The sequence below is a fragment of the Bacillus sp. FJAT-49736 genome, assembly GCF_018343615.1.
Classification (GTDB): Bacteria; Bacillota; Bacilli; order Bacillales; family Bacillaceae_C; genus Margalitia.
In genome coordinates this window covers 68575-94090 of record NZ_JAGYPI010000002.1, presented here as the reverse complement: position 1 = coordinate 94090, position 25516 = coordinate 68575, and the positions used below count along the sequence as shown (strand labels likewise).

At 36.9% G+C, this 25516-nt stretch carries 24 protein-coding genes and 1 riboswitch; of the genes, 20 read left to right on the top strand and 4 right to left on the bottom strand.

Annotated elements, in window-relative coordinates; translation table 11 throughout:
- The first annotated feature begins 15 nt into the window (after nucleotides 1-15).
- From KHA87_RS12090 to KHA87_RS12065, 6 genes are all read left to right on the top strand, one after another.
- The gene (locus tag KHA87_RS12090; protein WP_213094425.1) at nucleotides 16-408 is read left to right on the top strand and encodes a hypothetical protein; all 393 of its coding nucleotides are present in this window, start codon (nucleotides 16-18) and stop codon (nucleotides 406-408) included.
- Nucleotides 409-508: 100 nt separating this feature from the next.
- Nucleotides 509-1489 (top strand): efflux RND transporter periplasmic adaptor subunit, encoded by a 981-nt coding sequence (locus KHA87_RS12085; RefSeq protein ID WP_213094424.1) that lies wholly within the window; start codon nucleotides 509-511, stop codon nucleotides 1487-1489.
- 2 nt (nucleotides 1490-1491) lie between these two features.
- Nucleotides 1492-2202: an ABC transporter ATP-binding protein gene (locus tag KHA87_RS12080; protein WP_213094423.1), complete on the top strand. Its 711-nt coding sequence runs from the start codon at nucleotides 1492-1494 to the stop codon at nucleotides 2200-2202.
- Complete coding sequence (locus tag KHA87_RS12075) at nucleotides 2180-3346, top strand: ABC transporter permease (protein WP_349305582.1); 1167 nt, start codon at nucleotides 2180-2182, stop codon at nucleotides 3344-3346. Before KHA87_RS12080 ends, KHA87_RS12075 begins: the two co-directional genes overlap by 23 nt.
- A gap of 103 nt (nucleotides 3347-3449) precedes the next feature.
- Complete coding sequence (locus KHA87_RS12070; protein ID WP_213094422.1) at nucleotides 3450-4127, top strand: response regulator transcription factor; 678 nt, start codon at nucleotides 3450-3452, stop codon at nucleotides 4125-4127.
- A 3-nt stretch (nucleotides 4128-4130) separates the two neighbouring features.
- On the top strand, nucleotides 4131-5351 hold the full coding sequence (locus tag KHA87_RS12065; RefSeq protein ID WP_213094421.1) for a sensor histidine kinase: 1221 nt from the start codon (nucleotides 4131-4133) through the stop codon (nucleotides 5349-5351).
- 138 nt (nucleotides 5352-5489) lie between these two features.
- Here KHA87_RS12065 and KHA87_RS12060 read toward each other — a convergent pair whose 3' ends face one another.
- Nucleotides 5490-5690 carry a hypothetical protein gene (locus KHA87_RS12060; protein WP_213094420.1) on the bottom strand — a complete coding sequence of 67 codons (201 nt, stop codon included), beginning with the start codon at nucleotides 5688-5690 and terminating at the stop codon, nucleotides 5490-5492.
- Between the two features lie 126 nt (nucleotides 5691-5816).
- Complete coding sequence (locus tag KHA87_RS12055) at nucleotides 5817-6245, bottom strand: PepSY domain-containing protein (RefSeq protein ID WP_213094419.1); 429 nt, start codon at nucleotides 6243-6245, stop codon at nucleotides 5817-5819.
- 341 nt (nucleotides 6246-6586) lie between these two features.
- On the opposite strand from KHA87_RS12055, the gene helD reads away from it, so the two are divergent.
- The 10 genes from helD to KHA87_RS12005 all read left to right on the top strand — a co-directional run bounded on the left by helD (nucleotide 6587) and on the right by KHA87_RS12005 (nucleotide 17476).
- Complete coding sequence (helD, locus tag KHA87_RS12050) at nucleotides 6587-8926, top strand: RNA polymerase recycling motor HelD (protein WP_213094418.1); 2340 nt, start codon at nucleotides 6587-6589, stop codon at nucleotides 8924-8926.
- Nucleotides 8927-9230: 304 nt separating this feature from the next.
- A complete protein-coding gene (locus tag KHA87_RS12045; RefSeq protein ID WP_213094417.1) occupies nucleotides 9231-9596 on the top strand; it encodes a hypothetical protein in 366 nt (121 codons plus the stop codon).
- Between the two features lie 426 nt (nucleotides 9597-10022).
- On the top strand, nucleotides 10023-10970 hold the full coding sequence (locus tag KHA87_RS12040) for a magnesium transporter CorA family protein (protein WP_213094416.1): 948 nt from the start codon (nucleotides 10023-10025) through the stop codon (nucleotides 10968-10970).
- Between the two features lie 137 nt (nucleotides 10971-11107).
- Complete coding sequence (locus tag KHA87_RS12035) at nucleotides 11108-11431, top strand: metal-sensitive transcriptional regulator (protein ID WP_249310374.1); 324 nt, start codon at nucleotides 11108-11110, stop codon at nucleotides 11429-11431.
- A 121-nt stretch (nucleotides 11432-11552) separates the two neighbouring features.
- Entirely contained in the window at nucleotides 11553-11876 is a 324-nt protein-coding gene (locus tag KHA87_RS12030) for a metal-sensitive transcriptional regulator (protein ID WP_213094415.1), read from the top strand.
- Nucleotides 11877-11890: 14 nt separating this feature from the next.
- Entirely contained in the window at nucleotides 11891-12118 is a 228-nt protein-coding gene (copZ, locus tag KHA87_RS12025; RefSeq protein WP_213094414.1) for a copper chaperone CopZ, read from the top strand.
- Nucleotides 12119-12555: 437 nt separating this feature from the next.
- The gene (locus tag KHA87_RS12020) at nucleotides 12556-14997 is read left to right on the top strand and encodes a heavy metal translocating P-type ATPase (RefSeq protein WP_213094413.1); all 2442 of its coding nucleotides are present in this window, start codon (nucleotides 12556-12558) and stop codon (nucleotides 14995-14997) included.
- Between the two features lie 14 nt (nucleotides 14998-15011).
- Nucleotides 15012-15800 (top strand): hypothetical protein, encoded by a 789-nt coding sequence (locus KHA87_RS12015; protein ID WP_213094412.1) that lies wholly within the window; start codon nucleotides 15012-15014, stop codon nucleotides 15798-15800.
- 128 nt (nucleotides 15801-15928) lie between these two features.
- Nucleotides 15929-16780 carry a transporter substrate-binding domain-containing protein gene (locus KHA87_RS12010; protein WP_213094411.1) on the top strand — a complete coding sequence of 284 codons (852 nt, stop codon included), beginning with the start codon at nucleotides 15929-15931 and terminating at the stop codon, nucleotides 16778-16780.
- Between the two features lie 18 nt (nucleotides 16781-16798).
- A complete protein-coding gene (locus tag KHA87_RS12005) occupies nucleotides 16799-17476 on the top strand; it encodes an amino acid ABC transporter permease (protein ID WP_213094410.1) in 678 nt (225 codons plus the stop codon).
- Between the two features lie 329 nt (nucleotides 17477-17805).
- On the opposite strand, the gene KHA87_RS12000 is transcribed toward KHA87_RS12005, so the two are convergent.
- The gene (locus tag KHA87_RS12000; RefSeq protein ID WP_213094409.1) at nucleotides 17806-20982 is read right to left on the bottom strand and encodes an efflux RND transporter permease subunit; all 3177 of its coding nucleotides are present in this window, start codon (nucleotides 20980-20982) and stop codon (nucleotides 17806-17808) included.
- Nucleotides 20983-21123: 141 nt separating this feature from the next.
- On the opposite strand from KHA87_RS12000, the gene KHA87_RS11995 reads away from it, so the two are divergent.
- Both KHA87_RS11995 and KHA87_RS11990 read left to right on the top strand, forming a co-directional pair.
- Nucleotides 21124-21762 (top strand): GTP pyrophosphokinase, encoded by a 639-nt coding sequence (locus KHA87_RS11995; RefSeq protein WP_213094408.1) that lies wholly within the window; start codon nucleotides 21124-21126, stop codon nucleotides 21760-21762.
- Nucleotides 21763-21790: 28 nt separating this feature from the next.
- A complete protein-coding gene (locus KHA87_RS11990; protein ID WP_213094407.1) occupies nucleotides 21791-22666 on the top strand; it encodes a TetR/AcrR family transcriptional regulator in 876 nt (291 codons plus the stop codon).
- 34 nt (nucleotides 22667-22700) lie between these two features.
- On the opposite strand, the gene KHA87_RS11985 is transcribed toward KHA87_RS11990, so the two are convergent.
- Nucleotides 22701-22847: a lmo0937 family membrane protein gene (locus tag KHA87_RS11985; protein WP_213094406.1), complete on the bottom strand. Its 147-nt coding sequence runs from the start codon at nucleotides 22845-22847 to the stop codon at nucleotides 22701-22703.
- A gap of 242 nt (nucleotides 22848-23089) precedes the next feature.
- Between KHA87_RS11985 and KHA87_RS11980 the strand changes: the two genes are divergently transcribed.
- Nucleotides 23090-23560, top strand: coding sequence for a spore coat protein (locus KHA87_RS11980; RefSeq protein WP_213094405.1), 471 nt, complete (start codon nucleotides 23090-23092; stop codon nucleotides 23558-23560).
- Between the two features lie 93 nt (nucleotides 23561-23653).
- A riboswitch (M-box (ykoK) riboswitch) is annotated at nucleotides 23654-23821 on the top strand.
- Nucleotides 23822-24156: 335 nt separating this feature from the next.
- Nucleotides 24157-25500: a magnesium transporter gene (gene mgtE / locus KHA87_RS11975; RefSeq protein ID WP_213094404.1), complete on the top strand. Its 1344-nt coding sequence runs from the start codon at nucleotides 24157-24159 to the stop codon at nucleotides 25498-25500.
- The last annotated feature ends 16 nt before the right edge of the window (nucleotides 25501-25516 follow it).

The window sequence follows — 25516 nt, the reverse complement described above, 5'->3', positions numbered from 1 at the left end:
AATAAGGGGGACAAAATGAAGTACTTTCTATTAATATGGATATCGATTGGTTTTCTATTGATTTGCGGATGCTCTCAAACTACATCCAGAGAAAGTAAGCACTTTACGGAGATTGTTGGTAAGAAGTCTTTAACAAAAGTAGTTTTTGTGGATGGCAGAAATGGGAAACGAGAAAATTTATCGAAAAAAGATAAAATACAAGCATTTCATCTGCTATTGAATGAAAGACAGTATAAAGAAATGTATAATCATGATAAAACAAAAGGATATATTTATAATGCCAATCTTTATTATGGCAACAAACAAATAAATGTCACGTTTTTGAGGGAAGAAATCATCATTAATAATATCTATTATTTAATGGATAAGCCCATTTCAGAAGAAGATATAGCCGATCTACTAAAGTAAAAATATATTATTTAAGCAAAATTTAAGAATTCCTCTCCATAATAAGCTTATCGCAAACAAGGCGAAGGCTTATTTTTATTTTGGAGAGGAGTTATGACAAGTGAAAAAGTGGATTATTTCTATTATTATTGTAGTTCTTTTAATCGGAGGCGGAACATGGTATTACTTCAGCAATAAGCAAAACCAAAATCCAGTGCTTGCAGATACGAACCCTATTGCAACGGTTCAAAAGGGTAAGCTGCAAGTGAAAATCAGCGGGTCGGGATCTGTAGAATCAGCCAGCACAGAAGATGTTAAGGCAAGCACCAATAGTGTAATAGATGAAGTTTTAGTATCTGCAAATGAAGCGGTAACAAAAGGACAAAATCTCGTAACCTTTACTGATGGCAGCGACCCTATTACGGCACCCATTAAAGGGACTGTCACTTCCTTAACGGTGGAAAGCGGGGATAGAGTCAATAGCGGCACAGTCGTCGCACATATTACAAACTATAAGGATCTTCAAACAACTGTAAAAATAGATGAATTGGATATTCCGAAAATTAAGAAGGGTCAAAAGGCTGAAGTAACGGCGAGCGCATTTCCGAATACGACCTTCTCGGGAAAAGTTAAAGATATTGCGCAAGAAGGGGATGTTTCAAATGGAGTTTCAACCTTCGACGTAACGATTCATCTCTCCAGTCCGAAATATCTAAAGGTTGGAATGACAACGGAAGCAAAAATTTTAACAGCTAGTAAAGATAATGTTTTATATGTTCCAGTAGAAGCTGTTCATACGAACGGAAATCAAATATTTGTTTTGGTAAAAGGTTCTAACGGACAACAAGGTGTTACAAGTCAAGTGGTGAAAACAGGCATCAATAATGACAGTTATGTAGAAATAACGAGCGGATTACAAGAGGGAGAACAGGTCCAACTTCCAGCGATTGCAAAAAGCTCTTCCAATGGTGTTAGTAATATGCGTGGCTTTGGTGGCATGGGCGGCTTCGGAGGCATGGGTGAAATGGGAGGCATGAACCGAGTGAACCGTGGTAATTGGGGCAATAACGGCGGAGGTATGAAAACTGGAGGAGGCAATTAATCATGACAGAACCGCTTATTTCCATTCAAAAGATGGTGAAATCCTATAAAATTGGCGGAGAAACAGTGACAGCTCTCCATCGTATATCCCTAGAGATCCAGTCCGGGGAATTTTTAGCTATCATAGGTCCTTCCGGCTCCGGTAAATCCACTCTCATGAATATGATTGGCTGCTTAGATAAGCCTGACTCCGGAGAATATTTACTAGAAGCCAAAAATGTCGGAAAGATGAATGATAATCAGCTTGCCGTCATTCGTAACCAAAAGATTGGTTTTATCTTTCAAAATTTTAATCTACTGTCTAAATTAACAGCATTAGAGAATGTAGAATTGCCACTGTTGTATAGAGGAGTTCCTACTCAGGAAAGAAAAAAGATTGCAAGTGAATGTTTGGAAAAGGTAGGGCTAATTGATCGCTCTACACATCTCCCAACCCAGCTATCTGGAGGGCAGCAACAGCGTGTCGCAATTGCTAGGGCTCTCGTTTGCAATCCGCCTATTCTACTTGCGGATGAACCAACGGGAGCTCTCGATAGTAAAACAAGCAGTGAGATTATAGATGTAATGAAAGGGCTAAACGAAATGGGTCACACCATCATTTTAATCACCCATGATTTAGAGGTTGCACAGCAGGCAAGAAGAATTGTGCAAATTAAGGATGGCAAATTATTTGAGAAAGGAGGAGGTCTTCGTGAAGCTTCTTCCATCCATTAAGATGGCTTTAAGAAATATTAAAAGCAGCAAGCTTAGAGCTTTTCTAACCATGCTGGGGATTATTATCGGTGTATCTTCGGTTATTGTCCTTGTTTCCATTGGGCAATCCTCTACAAAAACGGTTACGGATCAAATCAATAGTCTTGGGACGAATCTTTTATCCGTAAATATTTTGGATTCGGGATCGGCTGATTTTAAAGAAGCAGATGCGGAAGGTTTAAAGAAAGTTCCCGGAGTCAAAGAAATTGCGCCTGCTGTTCAAGGACGAATAACCGCAAAGAATGGCCGAACATCTGCACAGGTAAGCATGATTGGAACGACATCATCCTATAAAACAATTCGAAATACTCTTGTATCAAATGGACGCTTCCTAGCTGATATTGATAATGAGTTTCGCATGAAGGTAGCTGTATTAGGGTCTGAAACTGCACAGTCACTGTTTGGAACGGATAATCCGGTAGGCAAATATGTGCAAATAAATGGGACCTCCTTTAAAATTGTCGGGGTTCTAACGTCAAAAGGCAGCTCCATTGGAACAAGCGGCGATAATGTTATTATCGTTCCTCTTAGCACTGCAGAGAGAGTTCTGGCATCGTTAAATGTCCAAACGGTATATGTGCAAGCACATTCAGAGAATCAGTTGGCCTTCGTACAAAATATGCTAGAGCGATCTCTTTATTCTATTTTTCATAATCAAGATAGTTATAGTGTTGTAAACCAGCAAGATCTAATGGATACGATGAGCTCTGTATCGAAAACAATGACGATGATGCTTGGTGGAATTGCCAGTATCTCCTTACTTGTAGGCGGTATTGGGATAATGAATATTATGTTTGTTTCCGTTACAGAACGGACAAAGGAGATTGGTATTCGGAAAGCTATCGGTGCAAAGAGAAAGGATATTCTTACTCAATTTTTGATTGAATCAGTCGTTCTCAGTGCGATGGGGGGTGTTATAGGAATAGGATTAGGTTTTATTGCCATTAAAACATATGCTTCTATCACTGGTTCAGCAGTAGCATACTCACTTCCTGTAATTGGAGTTGCTTTCATGTTTTCTTTGTTGGTCGGTGTTGTATTTGGCGTATTTCCTGCAAACAAAGCATCGAAGCTCCATCCAATACATGCTTTAAGATTCGAGTAAAATGAAACGGTTGCGTATAGAACGCAATCGTTTTTCCATGGGATATATTTTATGAACATTTGTATATCTGATAAAATGATGAAAATGGAGGTCGCATATAGCAATGAAAATATTAATTGTGGAAGATAATGTAGATTTATTAGAATCAATGAAAAAAATATTAGCTGATGAGTATGAAATAGAATCTGCCACGGATGGAGAAGAGGGCCTATTTCTTGCCTATCAAAATATTTATGATGCTATTATCCTCGATGTCATGCTGCCGGAAATAAATGGATTCGAAATCTTAAAAAAGCTACGTGCAGATCGAATTATGACCCCCGTTCTTTTTGTCACCGCGAAGGATGCATTAGAGGACCGTGTAACTGGTCTTGAGATTGGCGGGGACGATTATTTAGTAAAACCGTTTCAAGCCCCTGAACTCACTGCGAGAATTAGAGCATTGTTGCGAAGAAGCGGCAGTTTAACCATTGATCATACGATTTGTTATCGAGGAGTGGAGCTTTTTGGCAAAGAGCAGGAAATAAAAGTGGATGGAACTCCATTGAGATTAACGATAAAGCAGTACGAGCTATTGGAATACCTAATCCAAAACCAAGGAAAGATTTTAACAAGAGAACAAATTTATGATCGGATTTGGGGATTTGATTCCGATACAACCATTGCGATTGTAGAAGTTTATATTCATCATCTTCGGAAAAAGCTAGAGGTTTTCGGCTACCATAAAGATATTCAAAATGTTCGTGGGGTTGGGTATATACTGAAACAATTTAAGGAGTAAAAAATGTTTAAAAAAACACGGATACGTCTAACGATACTTAATTCCATTGTATTTATTCTAATAATAAGTATTTTAGGAAGCATGATATATTCTTATATTGGAGTATATGTGTATAGAGATGCGGATAACTCCTTACAAGATATGGTCAGACGGGTTGGCATGACAGGTGAAATTCCGAAGTTTATTGGTCCAGACAGAAATCCTCGTAATAATATTACTGTTTTAATTTGGAAAGAGAACAATGAGTTGTTGAATAAGGATGACATACAAGGGGACGATCTAAATGATTTTATACCTCGCACCTTGAATTCTATTCAGCAAGTAGAGGTTAAAGGCTTTTCCTTTCATACCATAGCGATTCGAGCGGAGTTAAATAATCAGCCCGTAAAGCTACAATTTATTCGTAATGTGGATATCGAAAAAAATATATTGCACCGTCTGCTAATGATGATGTTTATTGGTGGCATAATTGGAATAGTTCTTGCCATTGCCGCAGGATTGTTCTTGGCGGGGAGGGCATTACGTCCCATTAAAAATGCTTGGGAGAAACAACAACAATTTGTATCGGATGCTTCCCATGAGCTAAGAACCCCTCTAGCAGTTATTCAAACACGTGGAGATTTATTATTGCGGACACCGGAAGCGACCATACAGGATAAATTACCAGATATCTCGATTATATTGAAAGAATGCCGGCGGTTAGCAAAGCTGGTGTCCAATTTATTAACCTTAGCGAGATCAGATTCCAATGAAATTGAAATAGAAAGAAAAGAATTTTATTTAGATGAATTGCTCAGAGATATTGTGGATCATTTTTCAGAGGTAGCCTCCTTTCAAGGGAAGACGATTGCCTTAATTTCTGCACCGCCGATTACCTTTTGCGGCGACCGTGATCGCATTCATCAGTTGATTGTAATCTTGCTAGATAATGCCATGAAATACACAGGAGAAAATGGATGGATAGAGTTGTCGTGCTTTGAAACGAAAAATCATATTGGTTTGACGATTAAAGATAACGGGATAGGAATCAAGGAGGATAATATTCCGCATATTTTTGACCGTTTCTATCAAGTGGATAAATCTAGAACGAAATCAGAAAGCCTTGGACTCGGCTTATCGATTGCCAAATGGATTGTGGATAAGCATGCTGGAAAAATAAAAGTAGAGAGCAAACTTGGCAAAGGAACGAAATTTGAGATTTTGTTTTCTAAAAAGAAAAAGTAATAAAAAGAGGTGACGATTAGTCACCTCTTCATTCAAAATGTAAAAAAGTATAAGTTTATTACCATATGGAATTAATTAATAAGTTTACTCTTGTCTAGCTCCAGCGCCTATCGGCTAGCGGATTTCTACGTCTCCTCCCTACGATAAGTCAACATCAGCTGCAACTACACCACTAATTTCATTCGGTAAAATTAAACTACTAATTTCACTTGGTAAAATTACACTACTAATTTCACTTGGTAAAATTACACTACTAATTTCACTTGGTAAAATTACACTACTAATTTCACTTGGTAAAATTACACTACTAATTTCACTTGGTGAAAATGGTAGTTCCATTTTCAATAGCTCGTGAAATACCTCGCTGTATCTCCTTTATCTCAGTCAAAGACTACGAAGGTGAAATTACACTGCAAATTTCACTCATCCGTACGCCGATAAGCAAGGCGCTTGTGCTTTTCTCATTTAAGCGTCTCTAGTTTTCCTCTTCCTATTTGCGCGGGCAATGATCACTGATAATACTAGGCCTGTACCCGTCATGATCAGCATTCCAATACCTGCAATTAAGCCGATAATGCCGCTGTGTAATTGCCTTAATGTCATTCCAAACGAATTCATATTCCCTTGTCTGTTAAAATTCATTTCTCCTCGATTAAAAGGTGGTTGTTGACCGCTGAAGGAAGACCTATTATTTTGTTCGGAGCTATTGGAATTGGCTCCTCGCTGATGTTGAATGTTGGAGCGTTGCTGCTGGAAAAACGCCTGCCTATCGCTGAACGTATTTTCTCTACCTTTCTCCTGAAAATACAAATAAATGCCTGAAACGGATTCGATAAATAAAAATACCGAGGCAATTATGCCAATCCAATAATGAATTTTTCTCGTTTTTCTCATAAGTCATTCTCCTCGAAAATAAATTTACTATGATTATGAGATATGTAACTTAATTTTTTCTTAAAAAGGGATAGAAAACGACGGATTAGGGGTCATACTAAGAGGGGACTACAGAAGCGTTGTTACCTTGAATATTGGTTAGTTGATTGTTTCCTGTTTAAAATTAGAAAACAAAAAAGACTTCTTTAAAAAGTCTCACGGAAATAGTATGGTATATACCATTTAAATATGGTATGATAAAAGTTGGTTGACACGATTATTATTACTAGATATAAATATCCTATAATAACACTAACACAAAATGAATATGATGTCAACTATTTTCTCTCGGAGGTGTTTTCATGGAAAATCATACAACAGAATGGACTAAGGAGCAGGAAAGAGTAGACTACACAACAAAAAAAGTAAAGAATCATATAAAGGAATTAGTATCGCGTGCGGAAAATGTCAAGCAGCAGGCCGAAGAAATTCGAAATAATTTCTGGGAGGATGTAACGGTAAATTTCGATGAGCCAGATGATGTTATTGAAACAATAACAAGTATCAAGCAACAGGCGGAATTACTTTCCGAACGGGAACGAAGCTATGGACATGTGGAAGAAAACGTGAAAACACTTCAGAAGCTAGCATTTTCTCCTTATTTTGCAAGAGTGGATTTTCGGGAGGAAGATGAGCCTTTAGAACAAATTTATATCGGAATTGCTTCCTTTTTAGATGAACAGGATCAATACCTTGTGTACGACTGGCGTGCTCCTATTTCAAGCATTTATTATGATGGCATACCAGGACCGGTATCGTATAAAACACCTGAAGGTAAGCGCTTTGGGGAAATGGAATTGAAAAGGCAGTTCCTTATTCGAGATGGCATTATTCAGTCAATGTTTGATACAGGTGTTACGATTGGAGATGAAATGCTTCAGGAAATACTGGGTGCGAAAGCAAATACACATATGAAAAGCATTGTTGCCACTATTCAAAAGGAGCAAAATAAAATTATTCGAGATATTAAAAGTCAGCTTCTTTTCGTGCAAGGCGCTGCAGGAAGTGGGAAAACCTCTGTGGCATTGCAAAGAATTGCTTTTCTTTTGTATCACTTTCGGGAATCGCTTAGTTCAGAGCAAATTATTCTATTTTCCCCGAATCCATTATTCAATAGCTATATTTCAAAGGTACTACCAGAACTCGGGGAAAACAACATGGTGCAGACCACCTTTTATGATTATTCCCGACATAGAATTGGCAAGGATCTCGAAGTCGAGAGTCTATTTGAGCAATTTGAGAATCGTCTCAAAGGGGAGGAACAAGCTAATATTAGAGAAAAGGCTATTACTATAAAAGGAAGCATCGATTTTTACCATGCGATTGAACGGTATGTGAAGGAACTCCCGGAAAATGGTGTATGCTTTCGCGATATTGTTTTCCGCGGAAAGCAGTTAATTTCCAAACAAGAAATCTCAGAACTGCTTTATTCCTATGATGGTTCTTATTCCCTTCCAAACCGCTTTCCACTAGTGGCAAAGCAGCTGTTAAAAGTATTGGATGAAAAAGCAAGGGAAGAGGAAGAGGAAGAATGGGTAGAGGAGGAAATGGAGCTAATGGACAAAGAAGATTTCCTCGAAGCCTTTAAAAGCATAAAGTCAAATAAAAAGGATGACGTTTTTGATTCTTTTACGCAAGAAAAGTCCTTTCTTGCGAAGCAAATAGTTGGTCGTTTTTTTAAAAAACTGAAAAGAAGTGTGAGGCAATACAGATTCTTTCATAAAAAAGCCCAATATCTTCATTTCCTAGAGCAAATACCTAACTTGCTCGATCTAAGTAGATATGGTATATCTCATTCGGAATGGCAAAGAATTCGCTCCCAGACTATTGAACAACTGCGAAATAGGCAAATACAAATGGAAGATGCTGTTCCGTTTATGTATTTGTCTGATTTAATAGAAGGAAAAAAGTCGCAAACATCTATGAAATATGTTTTTATAGATGAAATTCAAGATTATACACCAATACAGCTTGCTTATTTACGCTTTTTATTTCCTTACAGTAAATTTACGATGCTGGGTGATATTAATCAATCGATTCATGGGGCGGACCATACATCTAAAATAAAATTAGCAGAGGAAATTTTTGGTCAAGAAAAAAGCGAGATTGTCTATTTAAAGAAAAGCTATCGCTCTACTCTGCCGATTACCCGTTTTACAAAGGCTATTTTAGCAGATGGAGAAGAAGTGGAACTATTTGAAAGGGACGGAGAACTACCTGAGGTTCTCGTTACGAATAATAAGAATGGAATGCTGGAAGCTGTATATGAGGAGGCAAAGCGGCTTTCAACGAAAAGTAATACAGTAGCCATCATCGGAAAATCAATGCAACAATGTGAGGAAGCTTATAAATATTTGCAAATGAGAATGGAAGTTACCCTTTTAGGAATGGAAACAAGAGAGTTCAACGAAGGTGTGATTGTAATCCCCTCCTACCTTGCAAAAGGGCTGGAATTCGACAGTGTCATCGTACTGAATGCTTCTGATGAAATTTATCATAAAGAATCAGAAAGAAAACTGCTATACACAATCTGCACAAGAGCTATGCACCGGCTATTCATTACAAGCATTGGGAAACCGACAAGGCTGCTGGCTTCGATCCCTGAGGAGTTTTATAAAAGGATATATTTAAATGAAAGATAAGCATTCATTTTCTTATTGATTACAAATGATTTTTCCTGTACTTCAATCCCCTCCATGTTTATAGGCATATTTTCTCAATTTGAAAAAAATAATATTTTTTTCTTCTTGGTTAAAGGTAAATATTGTAAAGTATACATGAGTGAAATGTTCATGGAAGGGGCCATTTAAAAATGAAAAATTGCTTTAAAATTTTTCTAGCCTGTATCATTGGATTTAGCATTCTAAGTTTCACACTAAATAATAACAATACTCAAACAGTAAAAGGTGCGTTAATCAAATCCCATTATGGAGCTTGTAGTACTCAATGCTTAGCTCTACTGTTGTTGATCTTTATATGAAGCCAAAAGAAGCTCGAATATATGCATCTAAAAGTGAGGCAAGTGTAAAAGAAGGACTTGCGTGGTTAGGAGCTAGTTTTATCCCCGGTGCTGGACCTTATCTTAGTGTAATAGGTTTTATTAATACTAGTGAGAGGTCCGAATTAAGTTCAAATATAAGAAAATATACTAATAAGGATCAATCTGTACACATTACGATTATGAAGGATGAAAAGTACAAATTTTCAACGTACGTAGTAAAAAAGTGGGATGGAAAAAAATCCAGTATCAAACCGTTTAAAACACCTGCGCCCCAATATCTGAATGTGTTATATAAAAAATATAAATATTAATCAGCAGTAAAAATGAAGATAAAGGAATAAGGCATCTTGCTTTATTTCCTTTATTTTTTCTTTGCGCTGTTTTGTATAGTTTTTTCAAATGGTCATAATACCAATTTAAATATAAAAAAACATTCATCAAAAAAGCAATCAGCATTAAAGTTTCCATTCTTAAGTACAAAATTATTTCCATTTCATAAACTGAAATGAAAGTCAGAAAATAAAATGATTTTTTTTTCCATTGTCCTTTAATGCATTTGGGTATAAGATTAACATGAAGCATACTGTAAAGGAGTTGGTATATTTGGATTCCAATGGTCCTGAACCAAGTAATTACGAGGAAGTCAAGAATCTACCATCACAAGGAAATGGTAATAACTGAATATCCACTCTGATGAAGGTACAATGACTTCCTCTAGATATGAGAGGAGGTAATTTATGCTTGAAATTTACAAAACAACAGAAGCTAGAAAACTGGAAGTGGTGGATGAAATCACAAAAGGCTGTTGGATTAACCTAAGCTCTCCTAATGAGCAGGAAATTCAAAAAGTCGCAAAGGAAGCGAATGTCCCTGTTGATTTTATTCGTGACGCACTCGATGATGAAGAAAGATCCCGTATTGAAAAGGAAGATGGGGATGTTTTTATCATTATTGATTACCCATACATTGTGAAGGATGAATCCGGTTATTCCGTATATGAAACTTTACCATTAGGAATGATCTTAACGGATGACTGCTTCATTACGATTTCATTAAAGGAAACACCTGTTTTAACTGACTTCAAGAATAATAAAATTAAAGAATTTTATACGTATAAAAAAACTCGCTTTGCTTTACAAGTACTTTTTGTCATTGCATCCTATTATTTGCGTTATCTCAAGCAAATTAATAAAAAAACAGATGAGGTTGAGCGTGAGCTTCATCAAACATCGATGAAGAATAAGGAATTATACTCTTTATTAGCTTTAGAAAAAAGTTTGGTATATTTCACTACATCTTTAAAGTCCAATAAAATGGTATTAGATAAAATTCTTCGAATAAAATATTTGAAAATGTATGAAGAAGATGAAGATATTTTAGAGGATGTTATTATTGAAAATACGCAGGCGATAGAAATGGCTGCCACATATAGTTCCATTTTAACTAGTATGATGAATGCATTTTCATCGATCATTTCAAACAATCTTAATATCGTTATGAAGTTTTTAACTTCCATCACTATTATTTTAGCCTTCCCGACCATGGTGGCAAGCTTCCTAGGAATGAACGTTCCTCTCCCATTTGGCCTGGAGCATTTTTCACATGGATTTTTATCAGCAATATTAGTTTCCGTTTTTCTAGCATCCACAATTGCCTTTATTTTTTGGAAAAAGAAATATTTTTAAATTCGTAGACTGATCCTTATGGTGATCAGTCTTTTTTATATGATAAGAAACATAAAAGTACATAACATTTTATTTTAATTGCATACAATAAAAGGACATCAATTGGATGATATGAATACGGAATGGGGGTATCGTTCATGGAATTAGAGGAAAAAGAAGACATTTTAAAGATCGATGAGTTACGTTCCTCACACCATTCTGATAAAGTGAAAAAAAACTTAATGACCCGTTTAAATCGAATCGAAGGGCAAATTAGAGGGATAAAAGGATTAATTGAAAAAGATACCTATTGTGATGATGTCATCACGCAAATTTCCGCAACTCAGTCAGCATTAAATAGCGTGGCAAAAATATTGTTAGAGGGCCATATGAAAAGCTGTGTGGTAGAGCGTATACGGGAAGGTGATCTGGAAGTATTGGATGAAGTGTTAACAACCGTTCAGAAGCTTATGAAAAAATAAACCTTTATTTGCTAAAGGTTTATCCATGTAAAATGGGACAAGCCTAATTTTCGAAAATTTACTTTTCTTAGTTGACATAGGGTAGGGGGGTATGGTAATTTAAGAATAAGGGGTGAAGCAAATGGAAAATCTAGAATTGGAAGTACATTGTTCTCCTAATGAGGAGAGAAGAAGCCATCATTCTGAAGCCGTAAAGAAAAATTTAATCACCCGTTTAAATCGAATTGAAGGTCAAATTCGCGGCATCAAAGGGCTTATTGAGAAAGATACGTATTGCGATGATGTCATCACTCAAATTTCCGCTACTCAATCTGCAATTAACAGTGTAGCTAAAATCCTTCTTGAGGGGCATATGAAGAATTGTGTCGTAGAAAGAATTCAAGAAGGCGATATGGAAGTATTAGATGAAGTACTGGTAACCATCCAGAAATTAATGAAAAAATAATCGGAGGGATAACGATGGGAAATATAACACTCAAGGTTAATGGTATGTCTTGTGGTCATTGTGTAAAGGCAATTGAAGGAAGTGTTGGAGAGCTTAACGGAGTTAGTGCGGTTAAGGTGGATCTTGCTAACGGGCTTGTGAACGTAGCATATGCAGAAGATGCTGTTTCCCTAAAGGAAATTAAAGAAACTATTGATGAACAAGGCTATGATGTCGAAAAAGTTCTTGTAAGCAATTCATAAAAAATAAGTTTCATTACTTATTTTTTTTACCTTTTTATATAGGGTACCGGGGTATAGTAAGTTATCGTTCATTACTTGTCAAATGGATAAAATGAGGGAAGAATCGGTGGGAAATGTCCCTTAGAGTGTCAATCAACTGGGAAACAGAGAGAAATGTCTCATAAACCAACTCTAATGGACAAAATGAGTTGGTGACCGAGAAAAATGTCCATTTGAATTCCTCTTATGGACCAATCTAATAGCCGTTTCCAGGCAAGGCTTTGTTGCGATTGGACTTTAATCTGGGGTCAAAGTTTCTAAAAATTTTTGCAAATGTTCTTACGAAAAGATGCACGAAGCATTAAGTTATACGGGTTGATGAACTTATACCAAAAGCAACAGGTTAAAGCCTGCTTTTGGATTTTAAACAATCGAGGCGAAAATAACCTCTGGTAAAAATGAAGAAGGTGGATAAAGTGACTCAGGCAACATTGAAGGAAATTCAATTACCAATTACAGGTATGACCTGTGCAGCTTGCGCAACAAGAATTGAAAGAGGCCTAAACAAGCTGGAGGGTATTGAGAACGCTACTGTCAATCTTGCCCTTGAAAAGGCTACCGTAAAATTTGATAGTGATATAACAAATATGGAAAATGTCGAGAAGAAAATTGAGGCATTAGGATATGGTATTGCAACTCAAAAAGTAGAACTTCACATTGTGGGAATGACGTGTGCAGCATGTGCAACTAGGATTGAAAAAGGATTGAAAAAGATTTCTGGAGTAACGAACGCTTCCGTTAACCTAACATTAGAGACAGCTACTGTCGAGCATCTTTCCGAACAGGCTACATTACAGGATATGATAGAGAAAGTAGAGAAGCTTGGCTATCAAGCTTTTCTGAGAGAAGATAACAAGGAAGAAACACTAGACTATCGAGAAATGGCAATTACAAAGCAAAAAGGCAAGTTTGTTTTTTCGCTTATATTGTCCATCCCGTTATTATGGGCGATGGTTAGTCATTTTTCCTTTACATCGTTCATCTATTTACCAGATGCATTTATGAACCCCTGGGTTCAGTTCGCTTTAGCCACCCCCATCCAATTCATCATAGGGAAGCAGTTTTATGTTGGAGCATATAAGGCACTGAGAAATAAGAGTGCCAATATGGATGTGTTGGTTGCATTAGGAACTTCAGCGGCTTATTTATACAGCGTGTATTCTATCATTCGATCTATTTGGTCGGACAGTCATATGCCAGAGCTTTATTTTGAAACTAGTGCGATCCTCATTACCTTAATCATTTTAGGAAAACTGTTTGAAGCTCGTGCAAAAGGACGTTCTTCTGAAGCGATAAAAAAACTGATGGGACTGCAAGCGAATACAGCAACTGTTTTAAGAGACGGAAAAGAAATAGAAATACCTCTGGAAGAAGTTATACAAGGTGACCTCATTCTAATAAAGCCTGGTGAAAAAGTTCCAGTCGATGGGGAGATTCTGGAGGGACAGTCTGCCATTGATGAATCCATGCTAACAGGCGAAAGTGTACCTGTGGACAAAATGATCGGTGATATGGTATTTGGAGCAACCATTAATAAAAATGGATTTATAAAAATGAAGGCAACAAAGGTTGGAAGAGATACAGCCTTAGCACAAATCATCAAAGTAGTAGAAGAAGCACAGGGATCCAAAGCGCCAATTCAAAGACTAGCCGACCAAATTTCCGGTATTTTTGTTCCAATTGTTGTAGGATTAGCAGCAATTACGTTCCTTGTGTGGTTCCTATTTATCAGCCCCGGTGAGTTTACTATTGCACTAGAAAAGCTAATTGCAGTATTAGTAATAGCATGTCCATGTGCATTAGGCTTAGCTACACCAACTTCTATCATGGCTGGATCAGGACGTGCAGCAGAGGCGGGGATTTTATTTAAAGGCGGAGAGCATCTTGAACAAACTCATCGAATTACTACTGTTTTATTGGATAAAACAGGGACAGTAACAAATGGGAAGCCAGTTTTAACGAATGTTTTTATAGAAAGCAATCAGAATGAAGAGGAATTTTTACAGCTTGTTGGCTCTGCAGAAAAAAAATCCGAGCATCCGCTTGCTGAGGCAATTGTGCAAGGCATTAGAGATCGCGATATTACCTTGCTTCCAGCTGAGGAATTTGAAGCTATACCTGGCTATGGTATCCAAGCAACCATTAATCAACAGGTTGTAATGATCGGTACACGCAAACTAATGGCTAAGCATCATATACAAATTGGAGAAGCAAATGAAAAAACTATGGTTCATTTGGAGGAGCATGGAAAAACAGCCATGTTGGTGGCCATTAATGGATCATACTCTGGAATTGTCGCTGTAGCAGATACCGTAAAAGAATCCTCCCAACAAGCAATTACTCAATTAAAGAATCTTGGTCTCGAGGTCGTCATGATTACAGGAGATAATGAGCGAACTGCCCAAGCTATTGCAAGGGAGGTTGGAATTGACTCTGTCATTGCAGAGGTACTCCCTGAAGGTAAAGCCGCTGAAGTGAAGAAAATTCAAGAACAAGGGAAGGTGGTTGCCATGGTGGGAGACGGATTAAATGATGCGCCAGCTCTTGCAACAGCTGATATAGGTATGGCCATTGGGACTGGTACAGACATCGCAATGGAAGCTGCTGATATTACACTAATGCGCGGTAATTTAAATTCGATTGCTGAAGCTATCATTATGAGCAGAAAAACAATCCGCAATATTAAACAAAACCTGTTCTGGGCCTTTGCTTATAATACACTCGGAATCCCTATTGCAGCATTAGGGTTCCTGGCACCATGGTTGGCTGGTGCCGCCATGGCATTTGGTTCTGTTTCCGTTGTTTTAAATGCACTGCGGTTACAGAGAGTTAAACTATGAGGGATGTGTTGAACGTGAAAAAATGGGCCGTTGCAGCTATTTTATACTTAGCCATTGTTATTGGGGGCTATACAGCATATGCGCAATTTTTTACCGATAAAACTCAAGCTGATATGAACCATCCGGATGAAGGTATGAGCCATATGCATGAAGATTCACATGGTAAAAGCGAGGTACAAACAGCCTTAAACTATTCGAATGGTTTAATGACCCTATCTATTAAGGATTTAAAAGGGAAAACAGGGAGAGATTTAGAGGTAAATCACGAGAAGCTGCTTCATTTAATTATTGTGGATAATTCATTGCAGCACTTTTATCATTTGCATCCGAAGCAGCTTGAAAATGGGGAATTCAGCATAAAAAAAGCGTTGCCAGATGGCACTTATAAAGCATTCATTGATATTAAGCCGAAGGATTTAGCTTATAATGTTGAACCTGTTTCATTCCAAGTTGGTCATGAAGCTGGAACACATAATCATGCTTCTCTTGTTGCTGATAAATCTTTAACAAAAACAGTAGATCACCAAACAGTGTCATTAAAGTTGAATACAATGCAAGCATCCAAACCAGTAACTTTAACATTTGAACTAGATAGAAGTCAGCTTGAACCTTATTTAGGCGCGGTTGGACATGTCGTCATTCTGGATGAAGATGGCGAAAAATATATTCATGTCCACCCCAAAAATGAAGTGGATCCTGTATTTGAAACAGAATTTGCAAAGCCTGGGAAATATAAAATCTGGACAGAATTCAAACAAAATGGGAAAGTACGAACCTTTCCGTTTGTTGTAGAAATTAAATAAAGGAAAGGCCAATTCAATGCTGAATTGGCCTTTATAATTCTAAAATTCTGTCTAATAATATTACCATTGCATAATTCCAAGTTCAATGCTATGTTTTAAGCTGAAATAATAATATTGGGGGACATAGCATGTTAAAAGTACATACTATTAAACGCCTTCCTATTATACTGCTTCTTGTAGCGGTAATGCTGATAACTGCAGCATGTGGAGGCAATAAAGCAGAAAATCAAAAGCAATCAGCATGGGATAAAATAGAGAAGAAGGGTGAACTTACCGTGGCAACATCTGGAACTCTTTATCCTGCTTCTTTTCATGATTCCAATTCTGATAAACTAACGGGCTATGATGTGGAGGTAGTTCGTGAAGTAGCGAAAAGACTTGGCTTGAAAGTGAAGTTTGTAGAAATGGGATTTGATGGTATGCTTACATCCGTTAATAGCGGAAAAGTAGATCTTGCGGCAAACGACATTGCCATTACAAAGGATCGAGAAAAGAAATTTGCCTTTTCTACTCCATATAAATATTCCTTTGGTTCTGCCATTGTTCGAAAAAGTGACAGCTCTGGCATACATTCTTTAGAAGATTTAAAAGGAAAAAAAGCAGCTGGTGAAGCTACTACAACTTATATGGCGATTGCCCGCAAGCATGGTGCCGAAGAAGTTATTTATGACAACGCAACGAATGATCAATACCTAAGAGATGTTTCAACTGGCAGAACGGATGTCATTTTAAATGACTATTATCTACAAAAGCTTGCGATTGCCTATTATTCTAAATTAAATATAATGATAGAGCCTCACATTCGTTTTTCACCTAGCAATGGGGGAATGATCATGAAAAAGGATAATCAGGAATTAAAGAAAAAAATCGATGGCGCTCTTGCAAAAATGAAGGAAGACGGAACGATTACGGAACTGTCGAAGAAATTCTTCGGCGGTGAGGATGTCTCGAAAAAGCCGAATATCAAATTTTCAAAATAGGATTGGAGGGAAGGATAAGTGGACAGTATTCAATGGGAATATTTTTTTAATGTGAAATTGGCTATTAAGTCCTTCCCTTACATACTCCAAGGCATTGGCTATACGATGTTGCTATCTTTTGTTAGTATGGCGTTTGGGCTTGTCCTTGGCTTTTTCTTATCCTTGGCAAGAACATCTAAGAATCGCTTATTAAGATGGCCAGCACGGTTGTATATCTCGTTTATGCGTGGAGTTCCAATTTTAGTATTATTGTTTCTACTATTTTATGGTCTACCGATTGTTGGGATAGAATTTTCAGCTGTAACAGCAGCCATTATTGGTTTTACACTGAACAGTGCAGCATTTATGGCAGAAATTTGGCGTTCTTCCATTTCTTCTGTTCAAAAAGGACAGTGGGAAGCTGCTGCGTCACTTGGTTTTTCTTACTGGCAAACAATGAGAAGAATAATCCTTCCGCAGGGTACAAGGATTGCCATTGCACCGCTTTTTAATGTATTTCTAGATTTAACAAAAGGTACTTCGCTTGCAGCGATGATAACCGTGCCGGAAATGTTTCAAAAGGCGAAAATAGTCGGCGGAAGAGAATTTGATTATATGACGGTGTACATATTAGTTGCCTTAATTTACTGGGGAGTTTGTACATTGATTTCCTTACTCCAGGATTTTATGGAAAAAAGATATGAAATGGATATATAAATAGAGGTTGTCTGAAAAGGTATTTCAACTTGATAATATAGTAAAACCCAAGAATGGTATAAAATCAACATTCTTGGGTTTCTTTATGTACTTTTTCCTCAAAAACAGACTTTCTGGACGGCCCCTTTATTATTTCTTAAAGGATGATGGATATAGTTTTTTACTGGATAATGTACAGGATACTGAATTTTCGGCATTACTTGAAAGTAACAGGAATCCGCCAGCTACTTTCAGGGAATAACAGAAAAAATATAATAGCAGGTGGAGAAAAACGATTCGCTTTTCTCCACCTACTTATTTTAAGGACTTATCGGACAGCCATTTCGTTCTTAGGATTCTACAACCTTTTTCTTCTTTTTAAACTTCATCAAAAACTCATACACTACTGGCACAATGATCAATGTTAGTAATGTCGAGCTGGTAAGTCCACCAATTACTGTGACACCAAGATCCTTGGAAATAAGGCCGCTGCCTTCAAAGCCGAATGCCAATGGCAATAACGCACCGATGGTAGCAAGTGCTGTCATCAGAATCGGACGAATCCGTGTTGCTCCGGCTTCCAATAATGCTTCTCGAGTCGATAGCCCGTCATTTTGCTTATGAATGACGCGGTCAATTAAGACAATGGCATTGGTAACAACGATACCAATTAGCATAAGCGCCCCAATCATGGAGGAGATACTTAATGTCTCTCCAGTAATAAGCAATGCCACAAGTCCGCCGATAACGGTAAACGGCAGTGAGAATAGGATAGCAAATGGTGCAACTGCTCCGCCAAAGGTGATGACAAGAACTAAATATACTATTGCAATTGCAGCTAGCATGGCAATTCCGAGTTGTGAGAAGGATTCATTAATATCCTTCGTAACACCACCCATGGAAACTTCCACATTACTAGGCAACTTAATCTTATCAACTTTTTTCTTTATGTTTGCAGAAACCTTAGAGACATCCTTTCCTTTAATTTCCGCACTTACTTTTTCATATATCTTTCCATCACGTCTTGATATGGTATCAGGAGATTCCCCTGTTTGTACTTTCATAACATCCTTCAAGGCAACTTCTGTTCCAAGGGAGGATTTAACTTTTGTATTCGTGAGAGCATCGATGTCTCTGTACGATTTCTGGTCTACCGTTACATACACATTTAGATCCTTGCCGTCTTTTTGAATAGTAGTTAAAACAGGATTTTGACCAACACGATTTAATTGCATTCCAATTTGTCCCGCGGTTAATCCATATCCTGCAAGCTTGCTTTGATCAGCAACAAGCGTATATTGCTCGTAGGACTTCGATAGACTTGAGTCCACATTTTTTAAGGATTTATTTTGTTTCATGATGTTCTCGATTTTGTCTATAACCGGCTTAATTTGCTCTACATTATCTCCGTATACGAGAAGTTCTAAATTGTTGCTGCCACCGGAGGAGGCGAAATTCTGTGATTTCCATTCGCCCTTATTAGTCATAGCTTGTAAATCCTTAATGACTTTTTCGGGTTCCTTATCAAAGTTTTTCGCATCTTTATTGTATTCGACATAAAATAATGCTGAATTATTATTGCCTGGATTCATCGGATTATCTGCGCCTACCGAGTATTGAATATTTTTAACACCGGCACGATTTTCAAAGTATTTCTCAGCTCGAGAGGTAACCTTTTCTACATCACTTTTTGTTTGTCCTGGATCCGGCTTATAGGTTGCCATCACCATTTTTTGCTCGTCGGATGGAATAAAGCTTACCCCGATGGCAGGGATTAATAGTAAGCTTCCGATAAAAATTAATATAGCTAGTCCAAAGGTAATCAGTTTATGGTTTAGGGACCAATTTAATATTTTTTTGTAGAAAGAAGCAATTTTACCATGCTCTTTTTCTGGTTCATGCTTTTTCTTAAGTCCGCCTTTAAATAATGAGTTTGCGAACATTGGTACGATTGTAATTGCCACGAGTAAAGATGCCAGTAAGGCAAATACAATCGTTAAGGCAAATGGCAAGAATAGCTCGCCAACCATGCCAGTTACTAAACCAAGCGGCAAAAATACGGCGATTGTTACAATCGTCGAGGACATAATTGGTTTAAACATCTCTTTTGTTGCTTCTCGAATTAAATCCATGCCTCTTAGTTTTTCTGATGATAAGGACATTCTTCGGTAAATATTTTCGATTACAACAATCGAATCATCCACGACACGGCCAATTGCAACGGTCATAGCGCCTAAAGTCATCATATTAAGTGAAATATCCATTTGCTTTAACAACAGTATTGCAATTAATAAGGATAAAGGTATAGAAATAACCGAGATAATAGTTGAACGGAAATCTCTTAAAAATAGTAAAATAATGATGACAGCAAAAAGAGCACCAATAATTGCTTTGTTAAGCATAGTGTTGACCGAATCTTTAATTGGTGTAGCTTGATCAAACATTTTGACTACTTTTAAGCCATCATGATTTTTCTTCAGTTCATCCATTTTTTGGTTAACTTTATCAGCAACATCTACTGTATTTGCATCTGATGACTTTGAGATTTGTACACCGATAGAGTTTTCACCATTTGTTTTCGAAATAGATTCATGCTTTCCAACAATCTTTACATCGGCAATGTCTGCCAGCTTTACAGTTGGAATCGTAATTGCAGTACCTCTAGTAGTGCCCGGTTGTTGGGAGGCTGCTTGACCTGCCCCAGAAGGCATTTGTCCATTCATAGAGGTTTTTCCAATCTGTGTTTGTCCACTTATAGAAGATGGACCACTAATAGATGCTTGTGGGGTGTATGGAATCTTAAGATTCTTCAGATCGTTAATAGAATGGATATTACCATCTACCACAACCGCTTTTTCATTTTTATCGAATGTCAACAATCCAAGTGGAACAGATACGTCAGAGCCTTGGATAAGCTGTTTTACAGTATCTTCTGTTAAACCGTATTTAGCAAGCTTTTTCTTATCGAATGTAATATCAACTTCCTTCTCATATTGCCCAGAAGCCTGAACCTGAGCGACACCGTCAATTCCTTCTAATGAAGGGACAATATCTTCTTCTACAGTTTTCGTCAATTCTTCAAGTGACTGCTTGCTATTGGTAATACTTAAAGATAGGATAGGAAACTCATTAAAATTAAATTTTGATACTTTTGGTGCTTGCACCTTATCCGGTAATGTCACCTCTGAAACTGCTTCTTTTACTTCTGTTTCGGCTTTATCCATGTCTTTTGAATATTGATATTGGACTTGAATGGATGAAACATTTTGGGAGGATGTGGAGGTGACAACATCAACACCCGGGAGATTTTTAATTCTTTGTTCGATTGGTTTCGTTACTTTTTCTGCGATATCATCGGGAGTTGCCCCTGGATACACAGTGGAAACCATGATGACTGGCGCCGTAATATTAGGAATGGTCTCCAACTTCATTCTAACGCCGGAATATAAGCCTGCAGCGACGACAATGATAGTTAAGAGCCATACCGCAAACTTATTTTTCATGCAAAAATTAATAATTGAATTCAAATTGTATCGCTCCTTCATAAGGTTGACCGACTAGTCATATCAAATTATAATATAAATGACTGGTCATACATTATCAAGTGAAAGTTCTGTTAAAATGGAAACTTTTATAATATACAGTATGAACTATAAAGGAGAATTTAAATGTACGATACAAATCAATGGAAGGAATTTATTCTTCCATATAAATTTGGACTGGATGAAATAAAAACTAAAATTAATATAATGGTCGAAGAAGCCTTTTTAATGGGGGAAAATAATTCCATAGAGCATATTAAAACAAGAATAAAAACACCACCAAGCATTCTGGAGAAATTAAAGCGTAAGAATCTGGATCAAACATTAGAAAATGCCAAGAAGCATCTTTTTGATATCGTTGGTGTAAGAATTGTTTGTTCGTTTGTTTCTGATATTTATGAGATTTATAACTTATTTTTAAAAAGAAAAGATTTAAAGGTGACAGAGGTAAAAGACTATATTAAAAATCCAAAGCCGAATGGCTATCAAAGCTTGCATCTCATTGTGCAAATCCCTGTTCAGCTTACACATAGGGTGGAGCATGTTTACGCGGAAATTCAGTTAAGAACATTAGCGATGGATTTTTGGGCGAGTCTCGAGCATAAGATTTTCTATAAATACAATCGTGATATTCCCCAGTATTTAAAGGATGAATTAAAGGAAGCTGCCGATAGTGTGAAAATGCTGGATGAAAAGATGAAAGGAATTAGGGATGAGGTAAATATCATTGAATCAACTAGGGATTCGATTTTTCTACCACTATAATTAGCAGGAACTAAAAGAGGGGACCATTATGAAGCAGAAAAGGAAGGAACTAATAGAAACAGCGATAAAGCTATTCGCAGATAAAGGATTTCAAGCCACATCTGTGCAAGATATTGTAAGCAGCTATGGAATATCGAAAGGAGCATTTTATAATTATTTTTCCTCTAAAGAGGAGCTCCTTATTGATATTTTTAAACATTATCATGAAAAATTAAACAATAAGATCCTTGAGATTGATAGTCTTAGTATTACATCAAGGGAAAAATACAAAAATAGAATTCAGCTGCAATTCAAATATTTTATGAAGCATAGGGATTTTATCGTGATGTATTTTCGGGAACAAAATCAGTCTATTAATGAAGAATTGCGGAACCTCCTTAATGAACACGCATTTCGGATGCTGGAAAAGGAAGAAGCGCTACTCATGGACTCCTATGGTGAAGATCTCCGACCATATATAAGTGATTTAGTGCTAATTTGTATGGGAATTAGGAATGCATATATGAAAATCACTGTATTTGATGGAGTGGTACTGGATCCCGATAGAATGGCTAGTTTTATAATGGAACGAATTGATGATATTGTAGAAGGATTAAAAAAGGGTGGAAAAGATCCGCTTCTATCGAAAGGTCAGTTTACTAAATACACGTCAAGCCTAATGACTAATCGCCAAATAGTATTAGAAAATTTAAGCGCTATGAAAGATACGCTTGAGTCCTTGGATATTGCTGAAGGGAAGAGAGAAGAACTTCGGAATGTCATCCATTATTTAATGGAGGAAAATAACAAAAAGGAAATAAAAAAGTATATTTTTCAAGGAATGCTTGCTAATTTTAAGCCAATCGAGCAGCTGGACTCCTATAGAATAGAAATTGCAAAAGCCTTAGATATTGAACTTTTATAAAGAAAAAGCCGTTTGCTTGAAACGGCTTTTTCCTCTATCTTCTACCTATTCTTCTTATCAGTTTCAAAATAATGAGAACTACCGCAATGATAAGCAGCAGATGAATGAGGCCACCTGCAATATGACCTATTAATCCGAGAACCCATAAAATAATTAATATAATTATTATGGTCCAAAGCATATCTCAAAACTCCTTTCTCTTTATGGTTACAATACCCAAAAGTATATAAAATTACACATGCTGTCCGTTTATTAAAAGGGCATGTTTCCCTACTCTCTTTATATTCCGTTACATGGAGAATGTTTAATAGGACCACTTCAAAAAGGCAGCTGCCTAACTACTCTCCTAAAGTTCATTGGACAAACTGCAAAAAAGATTTAATGGGCATATGATACATAAAAAATTAAAAGGGAGTAACTTGCATGAATCAGTTGGCATGGCATGAATCATTGGAGCTCCATGAATTATTAACATTCCAGGCAAACTGTTTAATTCAATTAAAAATGTCTGTCCGAAAAGTAATTGACCATGAACTCCATGATTTATATCTTTACTCGATAAAATTAGTGGAAAAGAATTTAAAGGATTTATTGCCTTATACTGCAAATACACCGAATGAATATAGCCGCCGAAGAAATGAGCCGCACTTTTTTGCAGGGGATTTATTAGGAGCGGCAAAAACTTCCATTAAAATGTATGCAAGTGCTATAGCGGAAACAACCCCGTCGGAATTGCGTTCTGTTTTTCATCGCCATCTTAATATCGTTATTAGCTGGCATTCGAGGATTTTTGAATACATGAATAATAATAGCCTTTACCCAGCACTTAATTTACAAAAAATATTAGAGAAGGATGCGCAAAATGTTCAGAATGCTTTGTTAATGAAATACTGAATATTTATAAGCTAAAAAACACAGTTAACTCCTCTATATTTCGTTGACAATTTGTCAAAATAAAAATATATTATAAATAGTTTAATATTACTCTATGTATTCTGTTAGGTGAGGCTCCTGTATAGAGATATGCTGCTGCCCAAAAATGTCGAGAGACGCCAATGGGTCAACAGGAAGGATCGGAATAAGGTCTTTCTTAATGTAGCTGGTATTGTTTACCTATGCTATACAGTGCTAAAGCTCAAGCGAGGGAAACAGAGTGTGCTAGTTAAAGCTGATTTCTTGTGCAGTCTGTCATGGTTAATAGTTTTACGAACAAAGCCTTTATTTCCTTATGTCTGAGAAATAAAGGCTATTTTTTTTGTTTAGTATGGTCTTTTGTACAGGAATGAACCAACTTTCAACATAGAGTACTACTAGTTTAGATGTTTTATAACGAATGTATATTCCGTAATCTGGAGGTGACGTCGATGGACGAGGACCCGAGTACAAAATATGTTTATGAAACAAACTATGCAGGAATAAGAAAGTTGTATCAGTCTTTGTCTAACGGCTTGCAGAACCCCTTATTCCTTGCATCATAAGGAGGAAAGGTCATGGAACAAAACAACATTCAAGAAATCAAACAACTTCTAAATGAACAGAATCTGGATCAGATAAATGATTTCGTATCCCATTTTCAACCTTTCGATATTGCAGAGATGTTGGTTGAGTTAGAAAAAGAAGAGCAATTATTATTTATTTCCTTATTGCCAATTCAATTAGGTGCTGAAATCCTTGAATATATAGAACCGGAACTGCAATATAAGGTCTTACATCATATTAAGGATAATTTCACTTCCTCATTATTAAATGAAATGTCTAGTGATACTATCGTAAATTTGCTTTTATCCATTCATCCACATCAGGCTAAGAGATTAATGGACTTTTTGCCTGATGATTATCGGGCAAAAATAAATATACTAATGAGCTATGAATCAAATACGGCAGGGAGACTTGCAACCGTAGATTATATTGCTGCCCGAATTAATTGGACGGTTGATCAAACATTACAGCATATAAGAAAGGTGGGCAAGGAGGCTGAAATTGTTTCTTATATATATGTACTGGGGAGCCGCGGTGAACTAGTTGGAGTCGTTTCCTTAAAAGAAATCATTTTAGCAAAATCGGGTACAAGATTAGAAGAAATAATTCAAGGTGATACTATTTCCGTTTTGGTTCATGCCGATCAGCAGGAAGCGGCAGAGGTTCTGAGTAAATACGATCTTGTAGCTATTCCGGTTATAACACAAGATCAAAGGATGATTGGAATACTTACGGTAGATGATCTTATTGATGTTATTCATGAGGAGGCAACGGAGGATTTTCAAAAGCTAGGAGGAAGTCAGCCGCTAGATGAGCCGTATTTTAAAAATTCTATTTGGAATCTATATAGAAAAAGAATTGGCTGGTTATTAGTATTGTTTATAGCAGAAGCTTATACAGGAACAGTATTAAGACATTATGAAGACACGCTTTCAAAGCAAATTGCATTGTCTTTTTTTGTACCATTACTAATAGGAACAGGTGGGAATACAGGATCTCAAACCGTTACCACGTTAGTTCGGGCATTGGCTGTCGGTGAAGTGCAGTTCAAGGACATGTTTAGAGTATTTCGAAAGGAAGTATCTACAGGTGTTTTCTTAGGGATATCAATGGGAATTGTTGCAATTATTCGTGCCTTTTTCCTTGGGGTTAGTATTCATATCAGCTCTGTTGTCGCCATATCAGCACTATTCATCGTCATCTGGGCATCAATGGTTGCGGCTGTACTACCGATGATTTTGCACAAATTAAAAATTGACCCGGCTGTCGTTTCTGGGCCATTCATTACTACTTTAGTCGATGGAACAGGTCTCATTCTGTACTTTTCCTTGGCCAAAATATTGCTTCATATATAAAGCTAACACCAATGCC